The sequence below is a fragment of the Actinoallomurus oryzae genome (assembly GCF_039541955.1).
In the GTDB taxonomy this organism is placed as follows: Bacteria; Actinomycetota; Actinomycetes; order Streptosporangiales; family Streptosporangiaceae; genus Actinoallomurus; species Actinoallomurus oryzae.
Map to the genome: position 1 here is coordinate 73,315 of NZ_BAABHF010000010.1, position 18,646 is coordinate 91,960.

Genomic DNA, 18,646 nt, shown 5'->3' on the forward strand with positions numbered 1-18,646 from the left:
TCGAGGTCACGGTCCGGCGGGTGGTCCGGTGGCCCACGTCATCGGGCCCCCTTCCCCGCCTCCGGCCCGAAGGCCAGGATGGAGGCGCTGAATCCGTGCACGTGGTTGTGGCCCGACACCGGCCCGATCTCGCCGGCGGCGAAGAATCCGCCGATCCCCGAGGTGCCGAGCATGCCGCGCACCAGGCGCACGTCGTGGTCGGAGTTGGGGAACATCGCCCGGCCCCGGCCCGTACAGGAGAACAGCAGCGCTCCCTCGACCGGCGCGAGGCCGAGATCGCCGAGCATGAGGGTGAGGTCCTCGTCGGCCGCGCCGGCGTCGCGCACCTGGAAGCGCACCGTACGGCCGACCTCGATCACGTCGCCGGTGGCGAGGGCCCCCGCCTCGGGGTCGGCGCCGATCACCCCGCGGACCAGGAAGTCGCCGCGCTCATGCTGCTCGGCGTACTCGTCCATCGCGATGCCGATCAGCAGCCCGCCCTCGATCATCGAGCGTTCTTTGTCCGGGAGCTCGGCCACGACCTCCTCGAGCTTGGTCAGCGCGGGGGTGCCCGCCAGCTCGTACAGGACGTTGTCCTCGGCCTGGGTGACGGCCATCGGCGGGCCGACCGGCCGGGCGCCCTGGCTGACCAGCGTCGCGGTCATGACCGAACCGCCGAGCAGCACGCCGACCGCGCCCGTGTCGACGATCTCGCCGTCGGCGAAGAGCCGCGCGGAGCCGCGGCCGCCCTGGCCGGTGGCCAGGCCGCCGACGATCGGCAGGCCCGGCAGGACCTCACCGGACCGCTCGACGAAGGCGTCCACCGGGAAGCTGTAGGGGTCGGCGAGCAGAACGGCGACGACGTCGTCGTCCCTGGTCTGGGGCATGCCGACCACGGCGAGGCGCTGTGCGCCGTCCGACTCTTCGCCGGGGAACTTCAGGGTCTCCAGCCGGAACGGCTCGATGCGCGCCTCGGGCAGCCGCGCCGCCCACGCGCTGACCGCGCTGGAGTCCTCGACGCCGTGGTTGCCGCCGATCACGCCGGGAGCGCCGCAGCCGATCACGTTGGGGGTGCCGGCGACCTCCATCGCCCGCCGCGCGGCCCGCTCGACGGCGTCCGGGGCCTGCGCGCACACGAACACGAAGACCAGATCGGGCGGGCCGTCGAGAGGCAGGCGTGCCTGCGCCACCGCGGAGTCCGCGGCCGCCACAAGGTCGGGTCCGACGGCCAGACCGTCGCCGAACCGCGCCACTGCCTCGCCCCCCATCAACACGTCCGATTCCTTACGGTCTACCACAATGTGTGGAGGTTTCCCGGCCCAGCGGCGGGCCCCTTCCGGGCCGTCCGATTAAGGTCAGCGGGTTCCCCTACCCGGTCTTGACGACTCTCAACCCGCCGTGTCGCCAACGGCTCTGCGGATGCGGATCCGAAAATCCGGGCATAGTGTCGAACGGAGCACGAGCACGCGCGGGAGTACGGCGAGCGAGACCGGGGGCGGCGACACGTGAGCGCGCCCTTGACCGGCCACCATTGAGATAGCGATAGAGGACAGTGAACACGCGACCGACGACACTTCGTGAGCTCCGCGCCAGTGGTCATGTCCACCGGCCGGTGAAGACCGAGATACGCGACAACCTCCTTGCCCGCCTCCGCACCGGCGAGCCACGTTTTCCGGGCATCGTCGGATTCGACGACACCGTCCTGCCCCACCTCGAACGCGCCCTGATCGCCGGGCACGACCTCGTCCTCCTGGGCGAGCGCGGCCAGGGCAAGTCCCGGCTGATCCGCACGCTCGGCGGCCTCCTGGACGAGTGGACGCCGATCGTCGCGGGCTGCGAGATCAACGATCATCCGTACGCCCCGGTGTGCGTACGCTGCCGCCGACTGCTCGACGAGCACGGCGACGACCTGGCGATCGACTGGAAGCACCGCGACGACCGGTACGGCGAGAAGCTCGCCACCCCCGACACCAGCGTCGGCGACCTCGTGGGCGACATCGACCCGATCAAGGTCGCCGAGGGCCGTACGCTCGGCGACCCGGAGACCGTCCACTACGGGCTCGTGCCCCGCACCAACCGCGGGATCTTCTGCGTCAACGAGCTGCCCGACCTGGCCGAACGGATCCAGGTGTCGCTGCTCAACGTGCTGGAGGAACGCGACGTGCAGATCCGCGGGTACGCCCTGCGGCTGCCGCTCGACGTCCTGCTCGTGGCCAGCGCCAACCCCGAGGACTACACCAACCGGGGCCGCATCATCACGCCGCTGAAGGACCGCTTCGGCGCCGAGATCCGCACCCACTACCCGCTCGACCTCGACGACGAGCTGGTGCTGATCGGCCAGGAGGCCCAGGTCACCGCCGCCGTACCGGTCCACCTGATGGAGGTCATCGCCCGGTTCACCCGGCTCGTACGCGAGTCGCCGGCCGTGGACACCCGCTCCGGCGTGTCCGCGCGGTTCTCCATCGCGGCCACCGAGACCGTCGCCGCCTCGGCGCTGCGCCGCGGTGCCGTCGCGAACGAGGACCAGCCGGTGGCGCGGGTCTGCGACCTGCCCTCGATCGTGCCGACCCTGCTCGGCAAGGTGGAGTTCGAGGTCAGCGAGGAGGGCCGCGAGGAGGAGGTGCTGGCGCACCTGCTGCGCCGCGCCACCGCCGAGGCCTGGCGGCGCATGCTCGGCTCGGCCGACCTGACCGGCCTGCTCGACCGGTTCGACCGTGGCGCCACCGTCGACGCCGGCGAGCTCGTGCCGGCCGCGGAGCTGCTGCACCGCATCGGCCCGGTCACCGGCCTGTCGCGGATCCTCGACAGCCTCGGCATGGAGGGCGAGTCGCCCGGACACGCGGCGGCGGCGCTGGAGTTCGCCCTCGAAGGGCTCTACCTCATGCGGCGGCTGTCCAAGGACGTCGCGGACGGCACGTCCACGTACCGCACCTGAGTTTCGTCACGAGGAAAGAAGGTCACCGTGTCCGGATTCCGGTACGGGCCCTACCACGACGGACCTGATCCCCTCGCGCCTCCGTACGACATCCGCGAGGCCATCGACGCCATGGGCGACTCCATGCTGGAGGGCACCGGGCCGGCCGAGGCGCTGCGCGAGCTGCTGCGCCGCGGGCTGCCCGGCGAACGGCGGCGGCGCGGCCTGGACGACCTGCTGCGCCAGGTGCGCTCCCGGCGGCGGCAGCTGCGCGGCAGCGGGCGCCTCGACGGCACGCTCGAAGAGGCGCGCGCCCTGCTCGACCGGGCGGTCGGACAGGAGCGCGCCGCACTGTTCCCCGACCCGAGCGACGACGCGCGGCTGCGCGAGGCCGAGCTCGACACGCTGCCGGAGGACACCGCGCAGGCCGTACGCCGCCTGTCGCCCTATCAGTGGCGTTCGCCGGAGGCGCGGCAGACGTTCGAGGAGCTGAAGGACCTGCTGCGGCGCGACGTGCTGGATGCGCAGTTCCGCGGCATGAAGCAGGCGATGACCAACCCCGACCCGGCCGCCATGGAACGGGTCAAGAACATGATGTCCGCGCTCAACGACATGCTCGAGAAGGACGCGCGCGGCCGGCACACGCAGGAGGACTTCGACGCCTTCATGCGGGAGTACGGGGACTTCTTCCCCGACAACCCCCGCAACCTGGAAGAACTGGTCGACTCCCTGGCCCGGCGCGCCGCCGCGACCGAGCGGCTGCTCGCCTCGCTCACGCCCGAGCAGCGGGAAGAGCTGGCCGGGCTCATGGCCCAGGCGCTGGAGGACGCCGGGCTGGCCGAGGAGATGGCCCGGCTCGGCTCGGCGCTGCGGCATCGGCGGCCCGACCTGGACTGGACCGGCTCGGAGCGGATGAACGGCGATGACCCGATGTCGATGGGCGACGCCACCACCGCGCTGGAAGAGCTGGCCGACCTCGCCGAGCTGGAGGGCGCGCTGCGGCAGGACTATCCGGGCGCGCGGATGGACGACATCGACGAGGAGGCCGTACGCCGGGCGCTGGGCCGCCAGGCCGTGGACGACCTGGCCGAGCTGCGCCGCATCGAGGCCGAGCTCGAACGCCAGGGGTATCTCAAGCGCCGGGGCGGGTCTCTGGACCTCACGCCCAAGGCGGTGCGCAGGCTGGGCGAGACGGCGCTGCGGCGGGTGTTCGCCCAGCTCGAAACCTCGCGCAAGGGCGACCACGACCAGGTCGACGCGGGGCAGGCGGGCGAGCTGACCGGCGCCAGCCGCCCGTGGCGGTCCGGCGACGAACAGCCCATCGACGTCATCCGCACGCTGTCGAACGCCCTGCGCCGGGGCGGAACGGTGGCGACCTCGGAGCGGCCCCGCGTACGGCTGGAGGTGGACGACTTCGAGGTGCTGGAGACCGAGCGCCGTACGGCGGCGGCGGTGTGCCTGCTGGTCGACCTGTCCTACTCCATGGCGCTGCGGGGCACGTGGGGGTCGGCCAAGCAGACCGCCCTCGCCCTGCACACGCTGGTGGCCACCAAGTACCCGCAGGACGCCGTGCAGATCGTCGGCTTCTCCAACTACGCCCGCGAGTTGCACCCGACCGAGCTGGCCGGGCTCGACTGGGACATGGTGCAGGGCACGAACCTCCACCACGCCCTGATGATCGCCGGTCGCCACATCGACAAGCACCCCGAACACGACCCGATCATTCTGGTGATCACCGACGGCGAGCCGACCGCGCACCTGCTCCGCGACGGCCGCTCGTCGTTCGACTGGCCGCCGTCACCGGAGACGTTGGAGCTCACCCTGGCCGAGGTCGACAAGATGACCCGCCGCCGGGCGACGCTCAACATCTTCATGCTGGCCGACGACGAACGCCTGGTCTCCTTCGTCGAGGAGGTCGCCCGGCGCAACGGCGGCCGGGTCTTCGCTCCGACCCCGGAGCGCCTGGGCGAGTACGTGGTCCGCGACTACCTCCGCGTACGCCGGGGCGGCCACTGATCTCTCAGGTTACGAGACAGTGTGTCCTTGTATAGTGCCGGACATGAAGGAGCACGGTCGGGGCGGGCGCCCCCGCAGCGAACAAGCCCGCATGGCCGTCCTGCACGCCGCCGATGACCTGCTGCTCGAGGTCGGCTATGCCGGTATGACGATGAAATCCATCGCCGAGCGGGCGCGCGTTTCCCGGCAGACGGTCTACCGATGGTGGTCCACCAAGGCGGAGATCCTCCTCGAGGCCAGCGCCGGCGATGCGGAGGAGGAGCTCGCCCTGCCCCTCTCCGACCACCCGGTCGACGATCTGGTGGCCTACCTGGAGGCGCTCGCCCGCTTCCTCGCGCACTCGCCGGCCGGGGCCGCCTACCGCGCGCTCATCGGCGAGGCGCAGCACGACCCGGCCGTCGCCGGCCTTCTCGCGGCCAAGGACATCCTCGGGGAGAGCGCGCGAGCCGTCGTGGAGCGGGTGCTCCGCCCGGACGCCGACTCACGCGCCGTCGATCAGGCCACCGCTCTCCTGGTCGGGCCCACGTTCTTCTGGATCCTCAGCGGACGGGATCCCGATCAGCTCGTCGCCCGCGAGCTCGCCGAGGCGTTCCTCCACGAGGTCCGAGCCGGCGAGATCACCGGAACCACCTGAGCGGCGGCGGTCCGCCGGGCACGGGTCGTTCAGGCCGGACCCGGGATGTAGGCCAGACCGTGGGCACCGGTCTCGCCGAATTCGGGGCGGTCCAGCCGGGCCAGGCGGTCCAGCGTCTCCAGGTCGACGATGTCGACGACGGACGAGGCGTAGGAGGCCACGTAAGCGATCCGGCCGTCGGGAGACGAGGTGATGGTCAGCGGGCAGAGTCCCACCTCGAGCTCACCCGACTGCTCGTGGGTACCGGCGGAGAAGACCGTGAGGCGGCCCGGCGCCATGCGTACGGCTCCCGGCGCCGGCTCCGGCTCGACCGCCACCTCGCCCACGAGGAGTTTCCCGGTCGAGGTCAGGTGCACGGGCATGACGGGGTTCCGGGTGGGCAGGGTGTCGACGACGGACGCCGTCCGCGTGTCGATGACCTTGATCCCGGGGGTCGGCCGGTCCTCGGCCGCGGCGTACGAGCCGTTGTAGGGCGCGGCGACGAAGGCGCGGGCACCGTCGGCGGAGACGGCGACTCCCTCGCTGCCCGGCACCTCGACCTTCGCGGTGAGGGTCTCCCGTTCGAGGTCGAGCACCGACACGAAGGGCGCCTCTTTGTTGGCGACGTAGCCGGTTCTTCCGGCCGCGTCGATGGCGACCCAGTGCGAGCCGGGCGCGTCCGTGTCGATCCTGCCCACCGGCCGGCGGGTCCGCGTGTCGATGACCACGACACCGCCGGACCGTGCCCCGGAGCCCTCCACGCTGACGTAGAGGCGACCGCGTGCGGCGTCCAGCGCGAGGCCGTGCGGCGCGTGTTCCGGGGCGAGGTCCACGACCTCGACGATGCGGCGCGTGTCGGGGTCGATCACGGTCAGCTCGGTGCGCCTTCCGCTGTTGGCGTGGTAGAAGCCCGACCGGTACGTCATCGTGCACCACAGCAGGCGCTGGGCCGGGTCGAAGCACAGCTCATGGGGTTCGGCGAGGGTTCGCACCGTACCGACGCACCGGTCGGAGACGGCGTCGAAGAACTCGACCGCCGGCCCGTTCTGGACGACCACGGCCAGAACGTCGCCGTCTCGGCCGGCGCGGGAGAACTCTGGCATAGCGTTTCCTCCACTCGGCTCAGGCGGTGGCGTACGCGCCGGTCTCGATGTCCTCGGCCAGCGTCGGCCCGGTCGGGGTCCAGGACAGTGTCGAGCGGGTGATCTCACTCGACGCGGTCATCGTCTTGGCGAAGAAGCTCCCGACGAACCCGAAGTGGGCGTCGGCGTCCTCCGGGTCGATCGAGACGACCGGAATGTCGAGGTACCGGCCGATGGCCTCCGCGATCGCCTTGGTCGTGATGGCCTCCTCGGCGGTCACGTGCAGCCGTGTCCCGGCCGGAGCCCGCTCAAGTCCGAGCCGGATGAGCCGGGCCGCGTCCGAACGGTGCACCGCCGACCAGGTCGCGGAGCCGTCGCCGATGTAGCCGGAGACGCCCTGCTTGCGGGCGGCGCCGACCAGGAAGTTGACGAACCCCCAGTCGCCGGCGCCGTGCACGCTCGGCGCGAACCGGCTGACGATGGTACGGACGCCTTGGTCGACATGGTCCAGCGCGAGGTTCTCACTGCCGCCCCGGTTCGAGTCCGGGCCCACGGCCGGCGAAACGTCCGACTCCACCGCGGGCCTCCCCTCGACGAGACCGGAGAGGGGCGCCGCGACCACGAACGGACGGTCGGTGCCGACCAGCGCCGTGGCCAGGGTCTCGACCGCGGCCCGCTCGGCGCGGTCCGACTCCGCCGGGTTGCCCCAGTCGTGCTTGTTGGCCATGTGGACGACCGCGTCCGCGTCGGCCGCCCCTCGGCGCAGGGAGCCGAGATCGTCCAGATCCCCGCGGAGCACGCCCGCGCCCTTCGCCGCCAGTGACCGCGCGGACCGCTCCGACCGGGCGAGGCCGACGGCCTCATGGCCCGCGGTCATCAACTCGTCGACGATGGCGGATCCGATCCAGCCGCTGGCTCCCGTTACGAACACGCGCATCTACGCGACCTCCTCTTGCCCTTGCCCGGGCATCAGCACACACCCAGAGATGATCGGCGCCCGAGTTTCAGAGCACCGTGTCCAGAAACGTAGCAGATACGAGACATCGTGTCCATGTATGGGTGATCTGGGCATTGGGGAGCGACGCGCCTGCCACCGGAGCGTGGCCGGGTGGTTACAGAGACGCCTTGACCCCTTGTCTTAGCCTGCTGTCCACTGCTCCCCTACCTTCTGGGAGGTTCCGATGGGGCAGGCGGGCCGATGAGCCCCGACGATCTCGGTTCCCGGATCGACCGGCTCTGTGATCGGCTGACCGCCGACGGCGATCTGCTGGATCCGGCGTGGCGGGCGGCGTTCCACGCGGTGCCTCGCCACCTGTTCGTGCCCGAGCGGGCGTGGGCCGCGCCGAACGGCCCGGATCAGGGCTTTCTCATCGACCGGGCCATCGATCCCGGCACCTGGTGGGACACCGTCTACTCCGACGCCGCGATCATCACGCAGAGAGCCGACGGCACGGCCGACGTCGCGGAGTTCGGTGAGCCGTCGAGTTCCTGCTCGGCGCCGGGTACGGTCGCCGAGTTCCTCAGCCACCTCTCCCCCGAGGACCACAACCGGGTCCTGGAGGTCGGCACCGGTACGGGATGGACGGCGGCGCTCCTGTCGTACCGGGTCGGAGCGGGAAACGTCGCCTCCATCGACATCGATCCGACGGTGTCCGAGATCGCGGCGAAGAACCTCTCCGGCGCGGGCCACGCGCCGCGCCTGTTCGTCGGTGACGGGACGCTGGGGCTGCCGGAGGCCGCGCCGTTCGACCGCGTGCACGTCGCCGCCGGCGTCACCGACATCCCGTACACCTGGGTGGAGCAGACGAGGCCCGGCGGCGTCATCGTGCTGCCGTTCGCGCCGGGCTGGGGGTTCGGGTGGCTCGCCCGGCTGCACGTTCTCGGCGACGGTACGGCGGTCGGGGCGTTCCCCGGCTTCGCGGGCTACATGCCGCTGCGGGGTCAGCGCGTCCCCTGGCGGTCACTGTCCGACCTGCCGGCGGAGGGCCTGGCCGAGTCGGTGACGCGGCTGGACCCCCGGCGGCTGCGCACCGACGCGGTGGCCGACCTGTTCCTCGCCGCCGCCGTTCCCGGCGTACGGACCCATCTGTCTTACGGCGAGGCGGACGCGTGCACGCTGTGGCTGGTCGAGTCCGGTGACGACGGCGCGTGGGCGTCGGTCGACCACGTTCCCGGCCAGGAGGAGTTCCTCGTACGCCAGCAGGGCGCGCGGCGGCTGTGGGACGAGGCCGAGCAGGCGTACCTGCGGTGGCTCGGGATGGGACGCCCGGCCTACGACCGGCTCGGCCTGACGGTCTCACCGGAGGGCCGGCAGATCTGGATCGACCGCCCCGAGCACCTGGTGACCCCGGCGACCTCGGGTGGGTGACGCGGTCCGGCTCAGTGGCGGAGGGCGGGGCTGTCACCGAAGCGCCACCTGGGCCGCAGGACTTCACGGTCGTCGACCCTGGAAGCTGGAGCGTGCTCCAACGCGAGCCGGAGACACATGTCCGGCCGGTGAGGGCCGGCCGGTGGTCTCACGCAGCGTGACGTACGGGTGCACTGGCCGCCACCTCGGGCGGGCGCTAGGGTCGTGCCATGTCCAGTGGTGATCGCTTGCTCATGATCCTGCACATCGGCTTCGCGATCTTCGCACTCGGGCCGATAACGGCCGCGACGATGGCCACCCCGCGCCACATCCGGCGCGGTGAGGCGTCGGTCGTACGCAACCTGAACCGCATGACCCGCATCTACGGGCTGCTCACGCTCGGCATCTTCCTGTTCGGCGCGCTGCTGGCGCACGGCAAGTTCGATCAGATGTGGCTGTCGGCCTCGATGACGTTGTTCATCGTGGCGTTCGTGCTGCTGTTCATCGTCGAGCGTGACCAGCGCAAGGCCATCCACAAGATCGAGGTCGCCGCCGCCGAGCACCGCGCGGTGCAGGCGGAGGCGGCACGGCCCGCCGACACGGCCGCGGTCACCGCGCCGACCGACAAGCCCGTGGCCGGCGCCGACGTCCCGACCGGCGCGGAGAAGGCCGAAACGCCCGAGCCGAAACCGGAGCCGGCGCCGAAGCCCAAACCCGCCGCCGAGGCCGCCAAGGTCGAGACCGGCCGCATCGCCACCATCTCCGGCGTCGTCGCGCTGATCTGGATCGTCATCCTCGTGCTGATGGTCTGGCACGGCTGACCCGGACGGCCGGAAAGTCGATCGGCGGAGGAGAGCAGGTCGTGACCTCGGCGCCGTCCCAGGCCGTCATCCTCATCACCGGGATCCAGGCGGCCGGGAAATCAACCGTCGCGCAGGTGCTTGCCGAGCGGCTGCCGCGGTCAGTGCACGTCCGAGGAGACGTGTTCCGCCGAATGGTGGTCAATGGACGGGCCGACATGACACCCGACCCCTCCGACGAGGCGGTGCGGCAACTACGGCTGCGCCACCGATTGACGGCGTCGGCCTGCGATGAGTACTTCCGGGAAGGGTTCACGGTCATCGCCCAGGACGTCGTCATCGGCGACCACCTCACCGAGATGATCCACATGATCCGGCAGCGACCACTGCTCGTCGTCGTCCTCGCACCTCGGCCCGAGGCGATCGCCGCTCGGGAGGCCGCCCGAGGCAAGAACGCCTACGACCAGTGGACGATCGATCTTCTCGACGACGGGCTCCGCACCCGTACACCGCGCCTCGGCCTCTGGCTGGACACCTCCGCCCAGACGCCGGACGAGACCGCCGAGGAGATCCTCCGGCGAGCGTGGACCGAGGCCGAGATCCCGTGACCTGACCACCACGCCGACGGACCGGCGTCGCCGGCCGCCCGGCACGTCACGATGCCGGGCGGCCGACGTCTCCCTGCCATCGCGCCGGGCGGCGGAGCCGGCTTCAACCCAGGGCACGTTCCAAATCGGCGAGCAGGTCGTCGGCGTCCTCGATGCCCACCGAGAGGCGTACGAGGTCGGCCGGCACCTCCAGCGGCGACCCGGCCGCCGAGGCGTGCGTCATACGGGCCGGGTGCTCGATCAGCGACTCGACCCCGCCGAGCGACTCCCCCAGGATGAACAGCCGGGTGTTCTCGCAGACCCGTACGGCGGCCTCCTCGCCCTCGGCGAGCTGGAACGACACCATGCCGCCGAACGCCCGCATCTGCTTGGCCGCCACCTCGTGGCCCGGGTGGTCGGGCAGGCCGGGGTAGCGCACCGACGAGACCTTCGGATGCCGCCGGAGGAACTCGGCGATACGCACGGCGTTGGCGCAGTGCCGGTCCATGCGCACGCCGAGCGTCTTGATTCCGCGCAGGGTCAGCCAGGCGTCGAACGGGCCGCCGACGCTGCCCATGGAGTTCTGGTGGAAGGCCAGTCGCGAACCCAGTTCGAGGTCGGCCACGACCAGCGCGCCGCCGACCACGTCGGAGTGCCCGCCGAGGTACTTGGTGGTCGAGTGCACGACCACGTCCGCACCGAGCGCCAGCGGTCGCTGGAGGTACGGCGAGGCGAACGTGTTGTCCACCACCAGGAGGGCGCCCGCCTCGTGGGCGACCTGCGCGAGCGCCGCGATGTCGGCGATGCCGAGCAGCGGGTTCGTGGGCGTCTCCACCCAGATGACCTTGGTGTCGGGCCGCACCGCGGCGCGTACGCCGTCGACGCTCGCCACCGGCACCGGGTCGTACTCCAGCCCCCACGGCTTGAGGACCTTGGAGATCAGCCGGTACGTGCCCCCGTACGCGTCGTTGGGGATGACGACGTGGTCACCGGGCTTACAGACCGTACGCAGGAGCGTGTCCTCGGCGGCCATCCCGGAGGCGAACGCCAGGCCCCGCACCCCGCCCTCCAGCGCGGCGAGGCACTCCTCGAGCGCAGCGCGAGTCGGGTTGGCGGTGCGGCTGTACTCGTAGCCGCCGCGCAGACCTCCGATGCCGTCCTGCTTGTAGGTGGATACCTGATATATCGGCGGGACCACCGCTCCCGTGGCGGGATCGGGCTCCTGGCCGGCGTGAATGGCGAGTGTCTCGAAGCCGGTCACGTCGTTGAAACCGTCCATGCAGGTGAGGCTAGTGCCTCGTCTGGCGCAGACGTACCAAAGGGGAGCCATACCCAGGGATGAGACTTCTCCACCACAGGGACGAGTGCCGAAATCGCCTCAAGAGGGGAGGTGACCGGTGTGAGGCGCCATTACCTTCTTAGGGACAAACAGACATCAGATGAAGGGGAGCCACCCGTGTTCGGATGGCTGGGGCGTACTGTCGTACGGCACCCATGGTGGACGATCGTGGCATGGCTGGTCGCCGCGGCCGTCGCCGTCGTGCTCGCACCGAAGCTCGACACTCACTCTGACCAGCAAGACTTCCTGCCCTCGAAGTACGAGTCGGTCCAGGCCGGAAAGCTGGCCGACCGCGCCTTTCCCAGCGGCAGCCAGAAGGTCAGCAACGAACTCATGGTCGTGAAGCGGAGCGACGGGCAGGCCCTGAGCTCCACCGACCAGCAGAAGATCGGCCAGATCGCGAAGACGCTCCAGGACAAGCACATCCCGGGGATCACCGCGGTCGCGACGAGCAAGCAGTCGCTCTCGGCCAACCACCGCATCCAGGTGGTCATGATCCCGTTGCCGGCCAACTTCAGTGACCAGAAGCTGGAGAAGAAGAACGAAGCCGCGATCAAGAAGATCCGCGTCGCCGCCACCCAGGAGTTCAAGGGCACCGGCCTGCACTACGGGATCAGCGGCAACGTCTCCAGCAACATCGACAACGCCGACTCCGACAACAAGACCCTGGCGCTGATCGGCATCGCGACGATCGTCCTGATCGTCACACTGATCATCATCATCTTCCGCGCCCCGATCGCCGCACTGTTGCCGATCATCGTGATCGCCTTCGTCCTACAGGTCTCGAACGCGGTCTCGGCGATCATCGGCAAGGCGTTCGACCTGAAGTTCGACGCGAGCTTCGAACAGCTCATCCTGATCGTGCTGTACGGCATCGGCACCGACTACATCCTGTTCCTGCTGTTCCGCTACCGGGAGCGCCTGCGCCTCGGCGAGGACAAGAAGACGGCGATGATGGTCACGGTCGAGCGCGTCGGTGAGGCCATCGCTTCGGCCGCGGGCGCGGTCATCATCGCGTTCCTCGTGCTGCTGCTCGCCAAGTTCAAGTCCTTCGGCTCCCTCGGCCCGCAGCTCGCCATCGCGGTCGGCGTCATGCTCATCACCGCGCTCACGGTGGTGCCGGCGGTCGTGTCGCTCCTCGGCCGGGCGGTCTTCTGGCCGTCGAAGTCGTGGAAGAAGGAGCCCAAGGCCAGCGTGTACACGCGCCTGGGCAACGCCGTCGGCCGCCGCCCGCTGGTGACCGCGGTCGCCTCCGGCATCGTCCTGCTCGCCCTCGCCGCGGCGGCGATCGGCTTCAAGGCCGACTACGACTTCAGCTCCGGCCAGCCGCAGAACACCGAGTCGGCCAAGGCCCTGAAGGACCTGCGCAGCAGCCTTCCGCCGGGCCTCACGGACCCGACCCAGGTGTACGTCCAGGGCAGCGGGCCGCTCGACCAGCAGGCGCTGGAGCAGTTCCGGCAGAAGATCAACGCCAGCGGCTACGGCCAGGCCGGGCAGGCCGAGCTCAGCCCGGACAAGACCGTCGCCAAGATCCCTGTCATCCTCAAGCTCAACCCCAACTCCAACGAGGCCATCGACCTGGTGAAGGGGCCCCTGAGGGACACCGTCCACCAGAACGCGCCACCCGGCACGAAGGCGCTGGTCGGCGGCACGACGGCCGTCTTCGCCGACATCAACAAGATCAACACCCGCGACCTGTCGGTGATCCTGCCGGTGGCGGTGGCACTGATCGCGATCATCCTGGCGCTGCTGCTGCGCGCGCTGGTCGCCCCGGTGTACCTGGTGATCGCGGTGCTGCTCGGCTTCACCGCGACGCTCGGCGCGACCGTGGCCCTGTTCCAGGGCGCGGAGGGCAAAGAGGGACTGATGTTCCAGATGCCCATGATCTTGTACTTGTTCGTGCTGGCCATCGGGACCGACTACAACATCCTGATGATCGCGCGACTCCGTGAGGAGGCGCGCGAGGGCCACGAGCCACGGCGCGCGGCGGCGGTGGGCATCCAGCACGCCGGGCCGACCGTGGCGGCGGCCGGGGTCATCCTCGCGGGCACGTTCGCCGTGTTGGTGCTGTCGCCGATGTCGTTCCTGGCCCAGATCGGGTTCGGCGTGGCGATCGGCATCCTGCTGTCGGCGTTCGTCGTCTCGACGTTCTTCGTCCCCGCGGTCACCGCGCTGATCGGGCACGCCGCCTGGTGGCCCGGCCACGCCGACCGGGCCAAGAAGCCCGGCCCGCCGGCGGCGGAGCCGTACGAACTGGCGGGACGGCCCAGCTAACCCGACCGGCCCGGCCGGGCCGGCGTTCAGATAGATAGGGAACGCCCGGTGGCGCGACACGCGCCGCCGGGCGTTTCTCATGTCCGGGGCCTGTACGAAGCCACGTGGCCCTCGTCTCACTCCGGCCGTACGGCGCCTTCCTCGGATCTCCGACGCAGGTTGCTGTTGATCAAGATGAGCAACCGGTCCAGGAGGTCGTCGTCTTCCGGCGTCTGTTCGCTGGCCCAGGCGGCGGCGTTGACGAGTTTGAGTAGATCGCCGATGTCGATGCCCCCGGGCGCGGTGCCGGCGCGTTCGGCACGGGTGAGCAGCGCGGATCCGGTGGCGCGAATCGCGTCGTGACATGCGGCCAGGCCCGCGCCGGCCTCCGGTGTGGGCTGACCGGCCATCTGCGTCGCGACCAGTCCGCGCATCGCGGTCGCGTGTACGGCCACGGCCCGCAACCAGGCCTGCAAAGCCTCGTCCGGGGAGGGGTGCGTCAGCAGGTCGCGCCCCTCGGCGCAGAGCGCTTCGACGTCGTCGCTGATGATCGCTACCAGGAGCGCCTCGAACGTCGGGAAGTGCCGGTAGAGCGTCCCGGCCCCGACGCCGGCGCGTTGGGCGATCTTGTTGAGGGACGCCTCCGCGCCGTACTCGGTGAAGACCGCCTTGGCGGTCCGCAGAACGCGTTCGCGGTTGTCCCGGGCGTCGGCGCGCATCCGCCGCCGAGGGGGCTGAGGTCGGTCCGCCCTGCCGGTGCTCATCCGTACGCCCCCGTGTTGCCAAGTGGAGAAGTTCTCCATATCTTAGCCGGACATAAGCGGAGAACTTCTCCGGTCAGTGCACCGAAGACGACCCGAAGGACGAAGGATGCGGATAGGACTCGTCGTGGGCGACACACGGGGCCCCTCGACTCTGGAACAACTCACCGGCCAGGTACGGGCGGCCGCCGACGCCGGCTTCGGCACCGCCTGGGCGGCGCAGGCGTTCGGCTGGGACGCCCTGACCGCTCTCGCCGTGGCGGGTGCCGCGGTGCCCGGGATCGGCCTGGGCACGGCGGTGGTCCCCATCCCCCAGCGCCACCCGCTGGTGCTGGCGGGTCAGGCGCTGAGCGTCCAGGCGGCGACCGGTGGCCGGCTCACCCTCGGCGTCGGCGCGGGCGTCGCCATGATGGTCCAGGAGATGTTCGGCCTGCCCGCCGACCGGCCCGCGCGCCGCATGCGGGAGTACCTGTCGGTCCTGCGCCCGCTGTTGCGCGGCGAGAGCGTGACCCACCGGGGCGAGACGCTGACGGCCGTGGGCTCGGTGACGGTGCCGGATGCCGAGCCTCCGCCGGTGCTGGTCGCGGCCCTGGGCCCGGCGATGCTGCGCCTCGCCGGGGAACTCGCCGACGGCACCGTGACCTGGATGACCGGCCCCAGGAGCCTCGGCGACCACATCGTTCCCTTGATCACCAAGGCCGCCGAGACGGCCGGCCGCCCCGTTCCTCGGGTGGTCGCGGGCCTGATCGTGTGCGTGACGAACGGCGAGGCCGCCGTCCGCGAGCGCATCGCCGAACAGTACGCCCTGGCCGGCCAGGTGCCGGAGTACCGCGCGGTGCTGGACCGCGAAGGAGCGGCCGGTCCCCAGGACGTCGTCATCGTCGGGGACGAGGATGACGTCGCCCGCGACGTGCGGCGGCTCGCCGACGCCGGCGTCACGGAGTTCATCGCCTCGCCCTTCGGCAGCGTCGAGGAACAGGACCGCACCATCGGCGTACTCGCCGACCTGGCCGGGTCCGGCGCACGATAGCCCTCGGCGTCAGCCGCCCGCGAGGAAGCCGAGGAGGTCCTGGCGGGTGATCATCCCGGCGGGCTTGCCGTCCACGAGGACGACGGCCGCGCCGGCCTTCTCCAGGACGCCCACCGCCTCGCTCACCGGCTCGCCGGAGCCCACCATCGGCAGCGGCGCCGCCATGTGCTCGCTGAGCGGGTCGTCGGCGGTGGCCTGGCCGGTGACCAGGGCCGCCAGCAGGTCGCGCTCACCCACCGAGCCGACGACCTCGGCCGCCATCACCGGCGGCTCCTCCTTCATGACCGGCAGCTGCGACACGTCGTACTCGCGCAGGATCGCGACGGCGGTGCCGACCGACTCGTGCGGATGGACGTGCACGAACTCCGGCAGCCCGGTGCCCTTGCGGGACAGCACGTCCGCGATGCGCGGCTCCTCGGTGTCGGAGCTGAGGAAGCCGTAGTCGGCCATCCAGTCGTCGTTGAAGATCTTGGACAGGTAGCCGCGGCCGCCGTCGGGCAGCAGCACGACGACGACGTCGTCCGGGCCGGCCTCGGCGGCGACGCGGAGCGCCGCCACCACCGCGAGGCCGCACGACCCGCCGACCAGCAGCGCCTCCTCGCGGGCGAGCCGCCGCGTCATCGTGAACGAGTCCTTGTCGCTCACCGCGACGACCTGGTCGCAGATGCCCCGGTCGTACGTCTCGGGCCAGATGTCCTCGCCGACGCCCTCGACGAGGTACGGCCGCCCGCTGCCGCCGGAGTAGACCGATCCCTCGGGGTCGGCGCCGATGATCTTGACGCGGCCGTTCGAGATCTCCTTGAGGTAGCGGCCCGTGCCGGTGATCGTGCCGCCGGTGCCGATGCCCGCGACGAAGTGCGTGATCCGGCCCTCGGTCTGGTGCCAGATCTCCGGCCCGGTCGTCTCGTAGTGGGACCGCGGGTTGTTCGGGTTGGCGTACTGGTCGGGCTTCCACCCGCCCGGGATCTCCGCGGCGAGGCGGTCGGAGACGGAGTAGTACGACTCCGGGTGCTCGGGCGCGACCGCCGACGGGCACACGACGACCTCCGCGCCGTACGCCCGCAGCACCGAGATCTTGTCGCCGGCCACCTTGTCGGGGCAGACGAACACGCAGCGGTAGCCCTTCTCCTGGGCGACGATGGCCAGGCCGACACCGGTGTTACCCGAGGTGGGCTCGACGATCGTGCCCCCCGGGCGCAGCGCCCCGGAGGCCTCCGCCGCCTCGATCATGCGGACGGCGATGCGGTCTTTCACCGAGCCGCCCGGATTGAAGTATTCGACCTTGGCGAGCACCTGGGCCCGCGCCCCGGCCGCGACCTTGCCGAGCCGGACCAGAGGGGTGTTTCCCATGAGCTCGGTCAGGGAGTTGTGCACATCCACGAGCGACGTCCTTGTCGTTCCACAACGGTTCTGCTCAGAAGGTACCCCACCCCTTCATCATCACGTTCCGTCTGCGAACCGTCACTCCTCGCTGCTAGCCTCGACCGTCGTTCATCCCGAAGGAGGCCCGGCCGTGGTGCGGCATCGACGACTACTCTCCGCTCTCATTCCGGCACAGACCGCCATGGTCCTGCTCGGCGCGGCCGCCTGCGGCGGCTCGTCCGAGACTCAGGCCGCGGCCGACCGGCCGGCCTGGAACGACACCGCGGTCGACGCGGTCAGCCGGTCCGTGATCGGGTCGGGGTTCACCGCGGCCACCGCCCTGCGCCCGGACGGGCACCTGGAGACCGTCGTCAGCGACGTGCGCAGCGGAAAGCGGCTGTGGGCGCGGCCGGCCGTGATCTCCGGCCGGCCGGCCGCGATGGGCGTCGCTCCCCCGGCCATCGCCGGCACCGCCGGGCACATCGTCGTCGTGAGCGTCGAGGCGCAGGGCCGGGGCGTGGCCCTGGTGGGCCGCGACGCGCGCACCGGGGCCCAGCGCTGGACGCGCACGGTCGGCACCACCTTCGGCCCGGCCCGGTGCGGCACGATGCTCTGCGCCTCCGAGGAGACCGCGCGCAAGTCGGCCGCCTTCACCGTCCTGAGCCCCGAGACCGGCAAGCCGGCCTGGCACATGCCGGGCGTGGCCGAGGTCGAGTGGGCGGGCCCGGGCCGCGTGGTGCTGTTCCGCATGTCGGCGCACCCGACGGTCGAGGCGCACGACCTCGCCACCGGCAAGGAGATCTGGGCGTTCCCGGTCGAGAACGCCCTCGGCCGCGGGGCGAACCTCTCCGGCGGCTGGGCGTTCGGCGCCGTGGGCGACACGCTCATCGGCTACCTCGCGCCCTACCAGACGCGGGCGAACGGCCCGCTCTCCTCGTTCGGGTTCTTCTCCCTGCGGCTGACCGACGGAAAGCAGCTGTGGGTGCGCAAGCGGCTGCTGCGGGTCTACCCCAGCGCCAACCCCGCGGTCTCGCTGATCACCCGCGAGGTCGACGACCACGACCGCTACGGCGGCTTCACCGCGCTCGACGCCCGCACCGGCCGGTCGGTGACCCGCCTCACCACGTCCGGCACGCCCAAGGCCAACTGGTGGCTCGCCTTCCCCGACGACCTGTCGGCCGTCGGCTTCCTGGCGCACGACCAGCCCAGCCTCATGTACGACCTGCGCACCGGCAAGGCGGTCGGCGGGCACGCGCGCGCCTGGTCGTTCTGCACCACGACACCGGCCCCGCTCAAGATCACCGGCCAGGAGGGCTTCTACCCCATCGCCGCGCTCTGCCCGTACGACCTGAAGAACGGCCACCGGCTCGACGCGGCGAAGGCCGTGCCGCCGAGCTGGTACACCGGGGCGGTCGACGGCTGGCGCGTGTGGCGCGACGAGCGCGGCGGCCTGCACGGCGTGCACGACGGCAACGGGACGAGCCCCGGAATGTACCAATAGCTTTGCTACCCCCCAGTAGGAATCGGGTCCTCCACGCAGTAACCTGCGAGTCGGGCGCACAC

15 protein-coding genes are annotated in these 18,646 nt (G+C 71.1%); 9 read left to right on the plus strand and 6 right to left on the minus strand.

Translation table 11 applies throughout. From position 1 onward, the window contains the following. Window positions 1-38 precede the first annotated feature (38 nt). Entirely contained in the window at window positions 39-1,232 is a 1,194-nt protein-coding gene (locus tag ABEA10_RS05240) for an FIST signal transduction protein (protein WP_329263016.1), read from the minus strand. Window positions 1,233-1,591: 359 nt separating this feature from the next. On the opposite strand from ABEA10_RS05240, the gene ABEA10_RS05245 reads away from it, so the two are divergent. The 3 genes from ABEA10_RS05245 to ABEA10_RS05255 are packed head-to-tail and all read left to right on the plus strand — an operon-like array spanning window position 1,592 to window position 5,543. Next, window positions 1,592-2,914 carry a sigma 54-interacting transcriptional regulator gene (locus ABEA10_RS05245; protein ID WP_425550870.1) on the plus strand — a complete coding sequence of 441 codons (1,323 nt, stop codon included), beginning with the start codon at window positions 1,592-1,594 and terminating at the stop codon, window positions 2,912-2,914. 27 nt (window positions 2,915-2,941) lie between these two features. Beyond that, window positions 2,942-4,909 (plus strand): hypothetical protein, encoded by a 1,968-nt coding sequence (locus ABEA10_RS05250; protein WP_345458224.1) that lies wholly within the window; start codon window positions 2,942-2,944, stop codon window positions 4,907-4,909. A gap of 43 nt (window positions 4,910-4,952) precedes the next feature. After that, the gene (locus tag ABEA10_RS05255) at window positions 4,953-5,543 is read left to right on the plus strand and encodes a TetR/AcrR family transcriptional regulator (protein ID WP_345458226.1); all 591 of its coding nucleotides are present in this window, start codon (window positions 4,953-4,955) and stop codon (window positions 5,541-5,543) included. A gap of 29 nt (window positions 5,544-5,572) precedes the next feature. On the opposite strand, the gene ABEA10_RS05260 is transcribed toward ABEA10_RS05255, so the two are convergent. Together ABEA10_RS05260 and ABEA10_RS05265 are read right to left on the minus strand one after the other, a co-directional pair. Next, window positions 5,573-6,625, minus strand: a complete 1,053-nt coding sequence (locus tag ABEA10_RS05260; RefSeq protein WP_345458228.1) for a YncE family protein — start codon at window positions 6,623-6,625, stop codon at window positions 5,573-5,575. Window positions 6,626-6,644: 19 nt separating this feature from the next. After that, a complete protein-coding gene (locus ABEA10_RS05265; protein ID WP_345458230.1) occupies window positions 6,645-7,541 on the minus strand; it encodes an SDR family oxidoreductase in 897 nt (298 codons plus the stop codon). A gap of 261 nt (window positions 7,542-7,802) precedes the next feature. Here ABEA10_RS05265 and ABEA10_RS05270 point away from each other — a divergent pair, with 261 nt between their 5' ends. The 3 genes from ABEA10_RS05270 (at window position 7,803) to ABEA10_RS05280 (ending at window position 10,359) form a co-directional block, all read left to right on the plus strand. Further along, on the plus strand, window positions 7,803-8,972 hold the full coding sequence (locus ABEA10_RS05270; protein ID WP_345458232.1) for a methyltransferase domain-containing protein: 1,170 nt from the start codon (window positions 7,803-7,805) through the stop codon (window positions 8,970-8,972). Window positions 8,973-9,181: 209 nt separating this feature from the next. Continuing rightward, window positions 9,182-9,772 carry a hypothetical protein gene (locus ABEA10_RS05275; protein WP_345458234.1) on the plus strand — a complete coding sequence of 197 codons (591 nt, stop codon included), beginning with the start codon at window positions 9,182-9,184 and terminating at the stop codon, window positions 9,770-9,772. Window positions 9,773-9,813: 41 nt separating this feature from the next. Next, complete coding sequence (locus tag ABEA10_RS05280) at window positions 9,814-10,359, plus strand: AAA family ATPase (protein ID WP_345458236.1); 546 nt, start codon at window positions 9,814-9,816, stop codon at window positions 10,357-10,359. A 103-nt stretch (window positions 10,360-10,462) separates the two neighbouring features. Here ABEA10_RS05280 and ABEA10_RS05285 read toward each other — a convergent pair whose 3' ends face one another. Next, window positions 10,463-11,617, minus strand: coding sequence for a cystathionine gamma-synthase (locus tag ABEA10_RS05285; protein WP_329242251.1), 1,155 nt, complete (start codon window positions 11,615-11,617; stop codon window positions 10,463-10,465). A 177-nt stretch (window positions 11,618-11,794) separates the two neighbouring features. Between ABEA10_RS05285 and ABEA10_RS05290 the strand changes: the two genes are divergently transcribed. Further along, window positions 11,795-13,951, plus strand: a complete 2,157-nt coding sequence (locus tag ABEA10_RS05290) for an MMPL family transporter (protein WP_345458239.1) — start codon at window positions 11,795-11,797, stop codon at window positions 13,949-13,951. 116 nt (window positions 13,952-14,067) lie between these two features. On the opposite strand, the gene ABEA10_RS05295 is transcribed toward ABEA10_RS05290, so the two are convergent. After that, complete coding sequence (locus tag ABEA10_RS05295; RefSeq protein WP_345458241.1) at window positions 14,068-14,694, minus strand: TetR/AcrR family transcriptional regulator; 627 nt, start codon at window positions 14,692-14,694, stop codon at window positions 14,068-14,070. 124 nt (window positions 14,695-14,818) lie between these two features. Between ABEA10_RS05295 and ABEA10_RS05300 the strand changes: the two genes are divergently transcribed. Further along, window positions 14,819-15,721, plus strand: a complete 903-nt coding sequence (locus ABEA10_RS05300; RefSeq protein WP_345458243.1) for an LLM class F420-dependent oxidoreductase — start codon at window positions 14,819-14,821, stop codon at window positions 15,719-15,721. Window positions 15,722-15,730: 9 nt separating this feature from the next. Here the strand turns inward: ABEA10_RS05300 and ABEA10_RS05305 are convergent, their stop codons facing one another. Further along, window positions 15,731-17,101 (minus strand): cystathionine beta-synthase, encoded by a 1,371-nt coding sequence (locus tag ABEA10_RS05305; RefSeq protein WP_345458245.1) that lies wholly within the window; start codon window positions 17,099-17,101, stop codon window positions 15,731-15,733. Window positions 17,102-17,234: 133 nt separating this feature from the next. Between ABEA10_RS05305 and ABEA10_RS05310 the strand changes: the two genes are divergently transcribed. After that, on the plus strand, window positions 17,235-18,584 hold the full coding sequence (locus ABEA10_RS05310; protein ID WP_345458247.1) for an outer membrane protein assembly factor BamB family protein: 1,350 nt from the start codon (window positions 17,235-17,237) through the stop codon (window positions 18,582-18,584). The last annotated feature ends 62 nt before the right edge of the window (window positions 18,585-18,646 follow it).

Excerpts from the sequence above, each read along its gene's own strand:
- ABEA10_RS05255 (WP_345458226.1), top strand. The coding sequence starts at position 4,953 with ATGAAGGAGCACGGTCGGGGCGGGCGCCCCCGCAGCGAACAAGCCCGC.
- ABEA10_RS05260 (WP_345458228.1), bottom strand. The coding sequence starts at position 6,625 with ATGCCAGAGTTCTCCCGCGCCGGCCGAGACGGCGACGTTCTGGCCGTG.
- ABEA10_RS05265 (WP_345458230.1), bottom strand. The coding sequence starts at position 7,541 with ATGCGCGTGTTCGTAACGGGAGCCAGCGGCTGGATCGGATCCGCCATC.
- ABEA10_RS05270 (WP_345458232.1), top strand. The coding sequence starts at position 7,803 with ATGAGCCCCGACGATCTCGGTTCCCGGATCGACCGGCTCTGTGATCGG.
- ABEA10_RS05275 (WP_345458234.1), top strand. The coding sequence starts at position 9,182 with ATGTCCAGTGGTGATCGCTTGCTCATGATCCTGCACATCGGCTTCGCG.
- ABEA10_RS05285 (WP_329242251.1), bottom strand. The coding sequence starts at position 11,617 with ATGGACGGTTTCAACGACGTGACCGGCTTCGAGACACTCGCCATTCAC.
- ABEA10_RS05295 (WP_345458241.1), bottom strand. The coding sequence starts at position 14,694 with ATGAGCACCGGCAGGGCGGACCGACCTCAGCCCCCTCGGCGGCGGATG.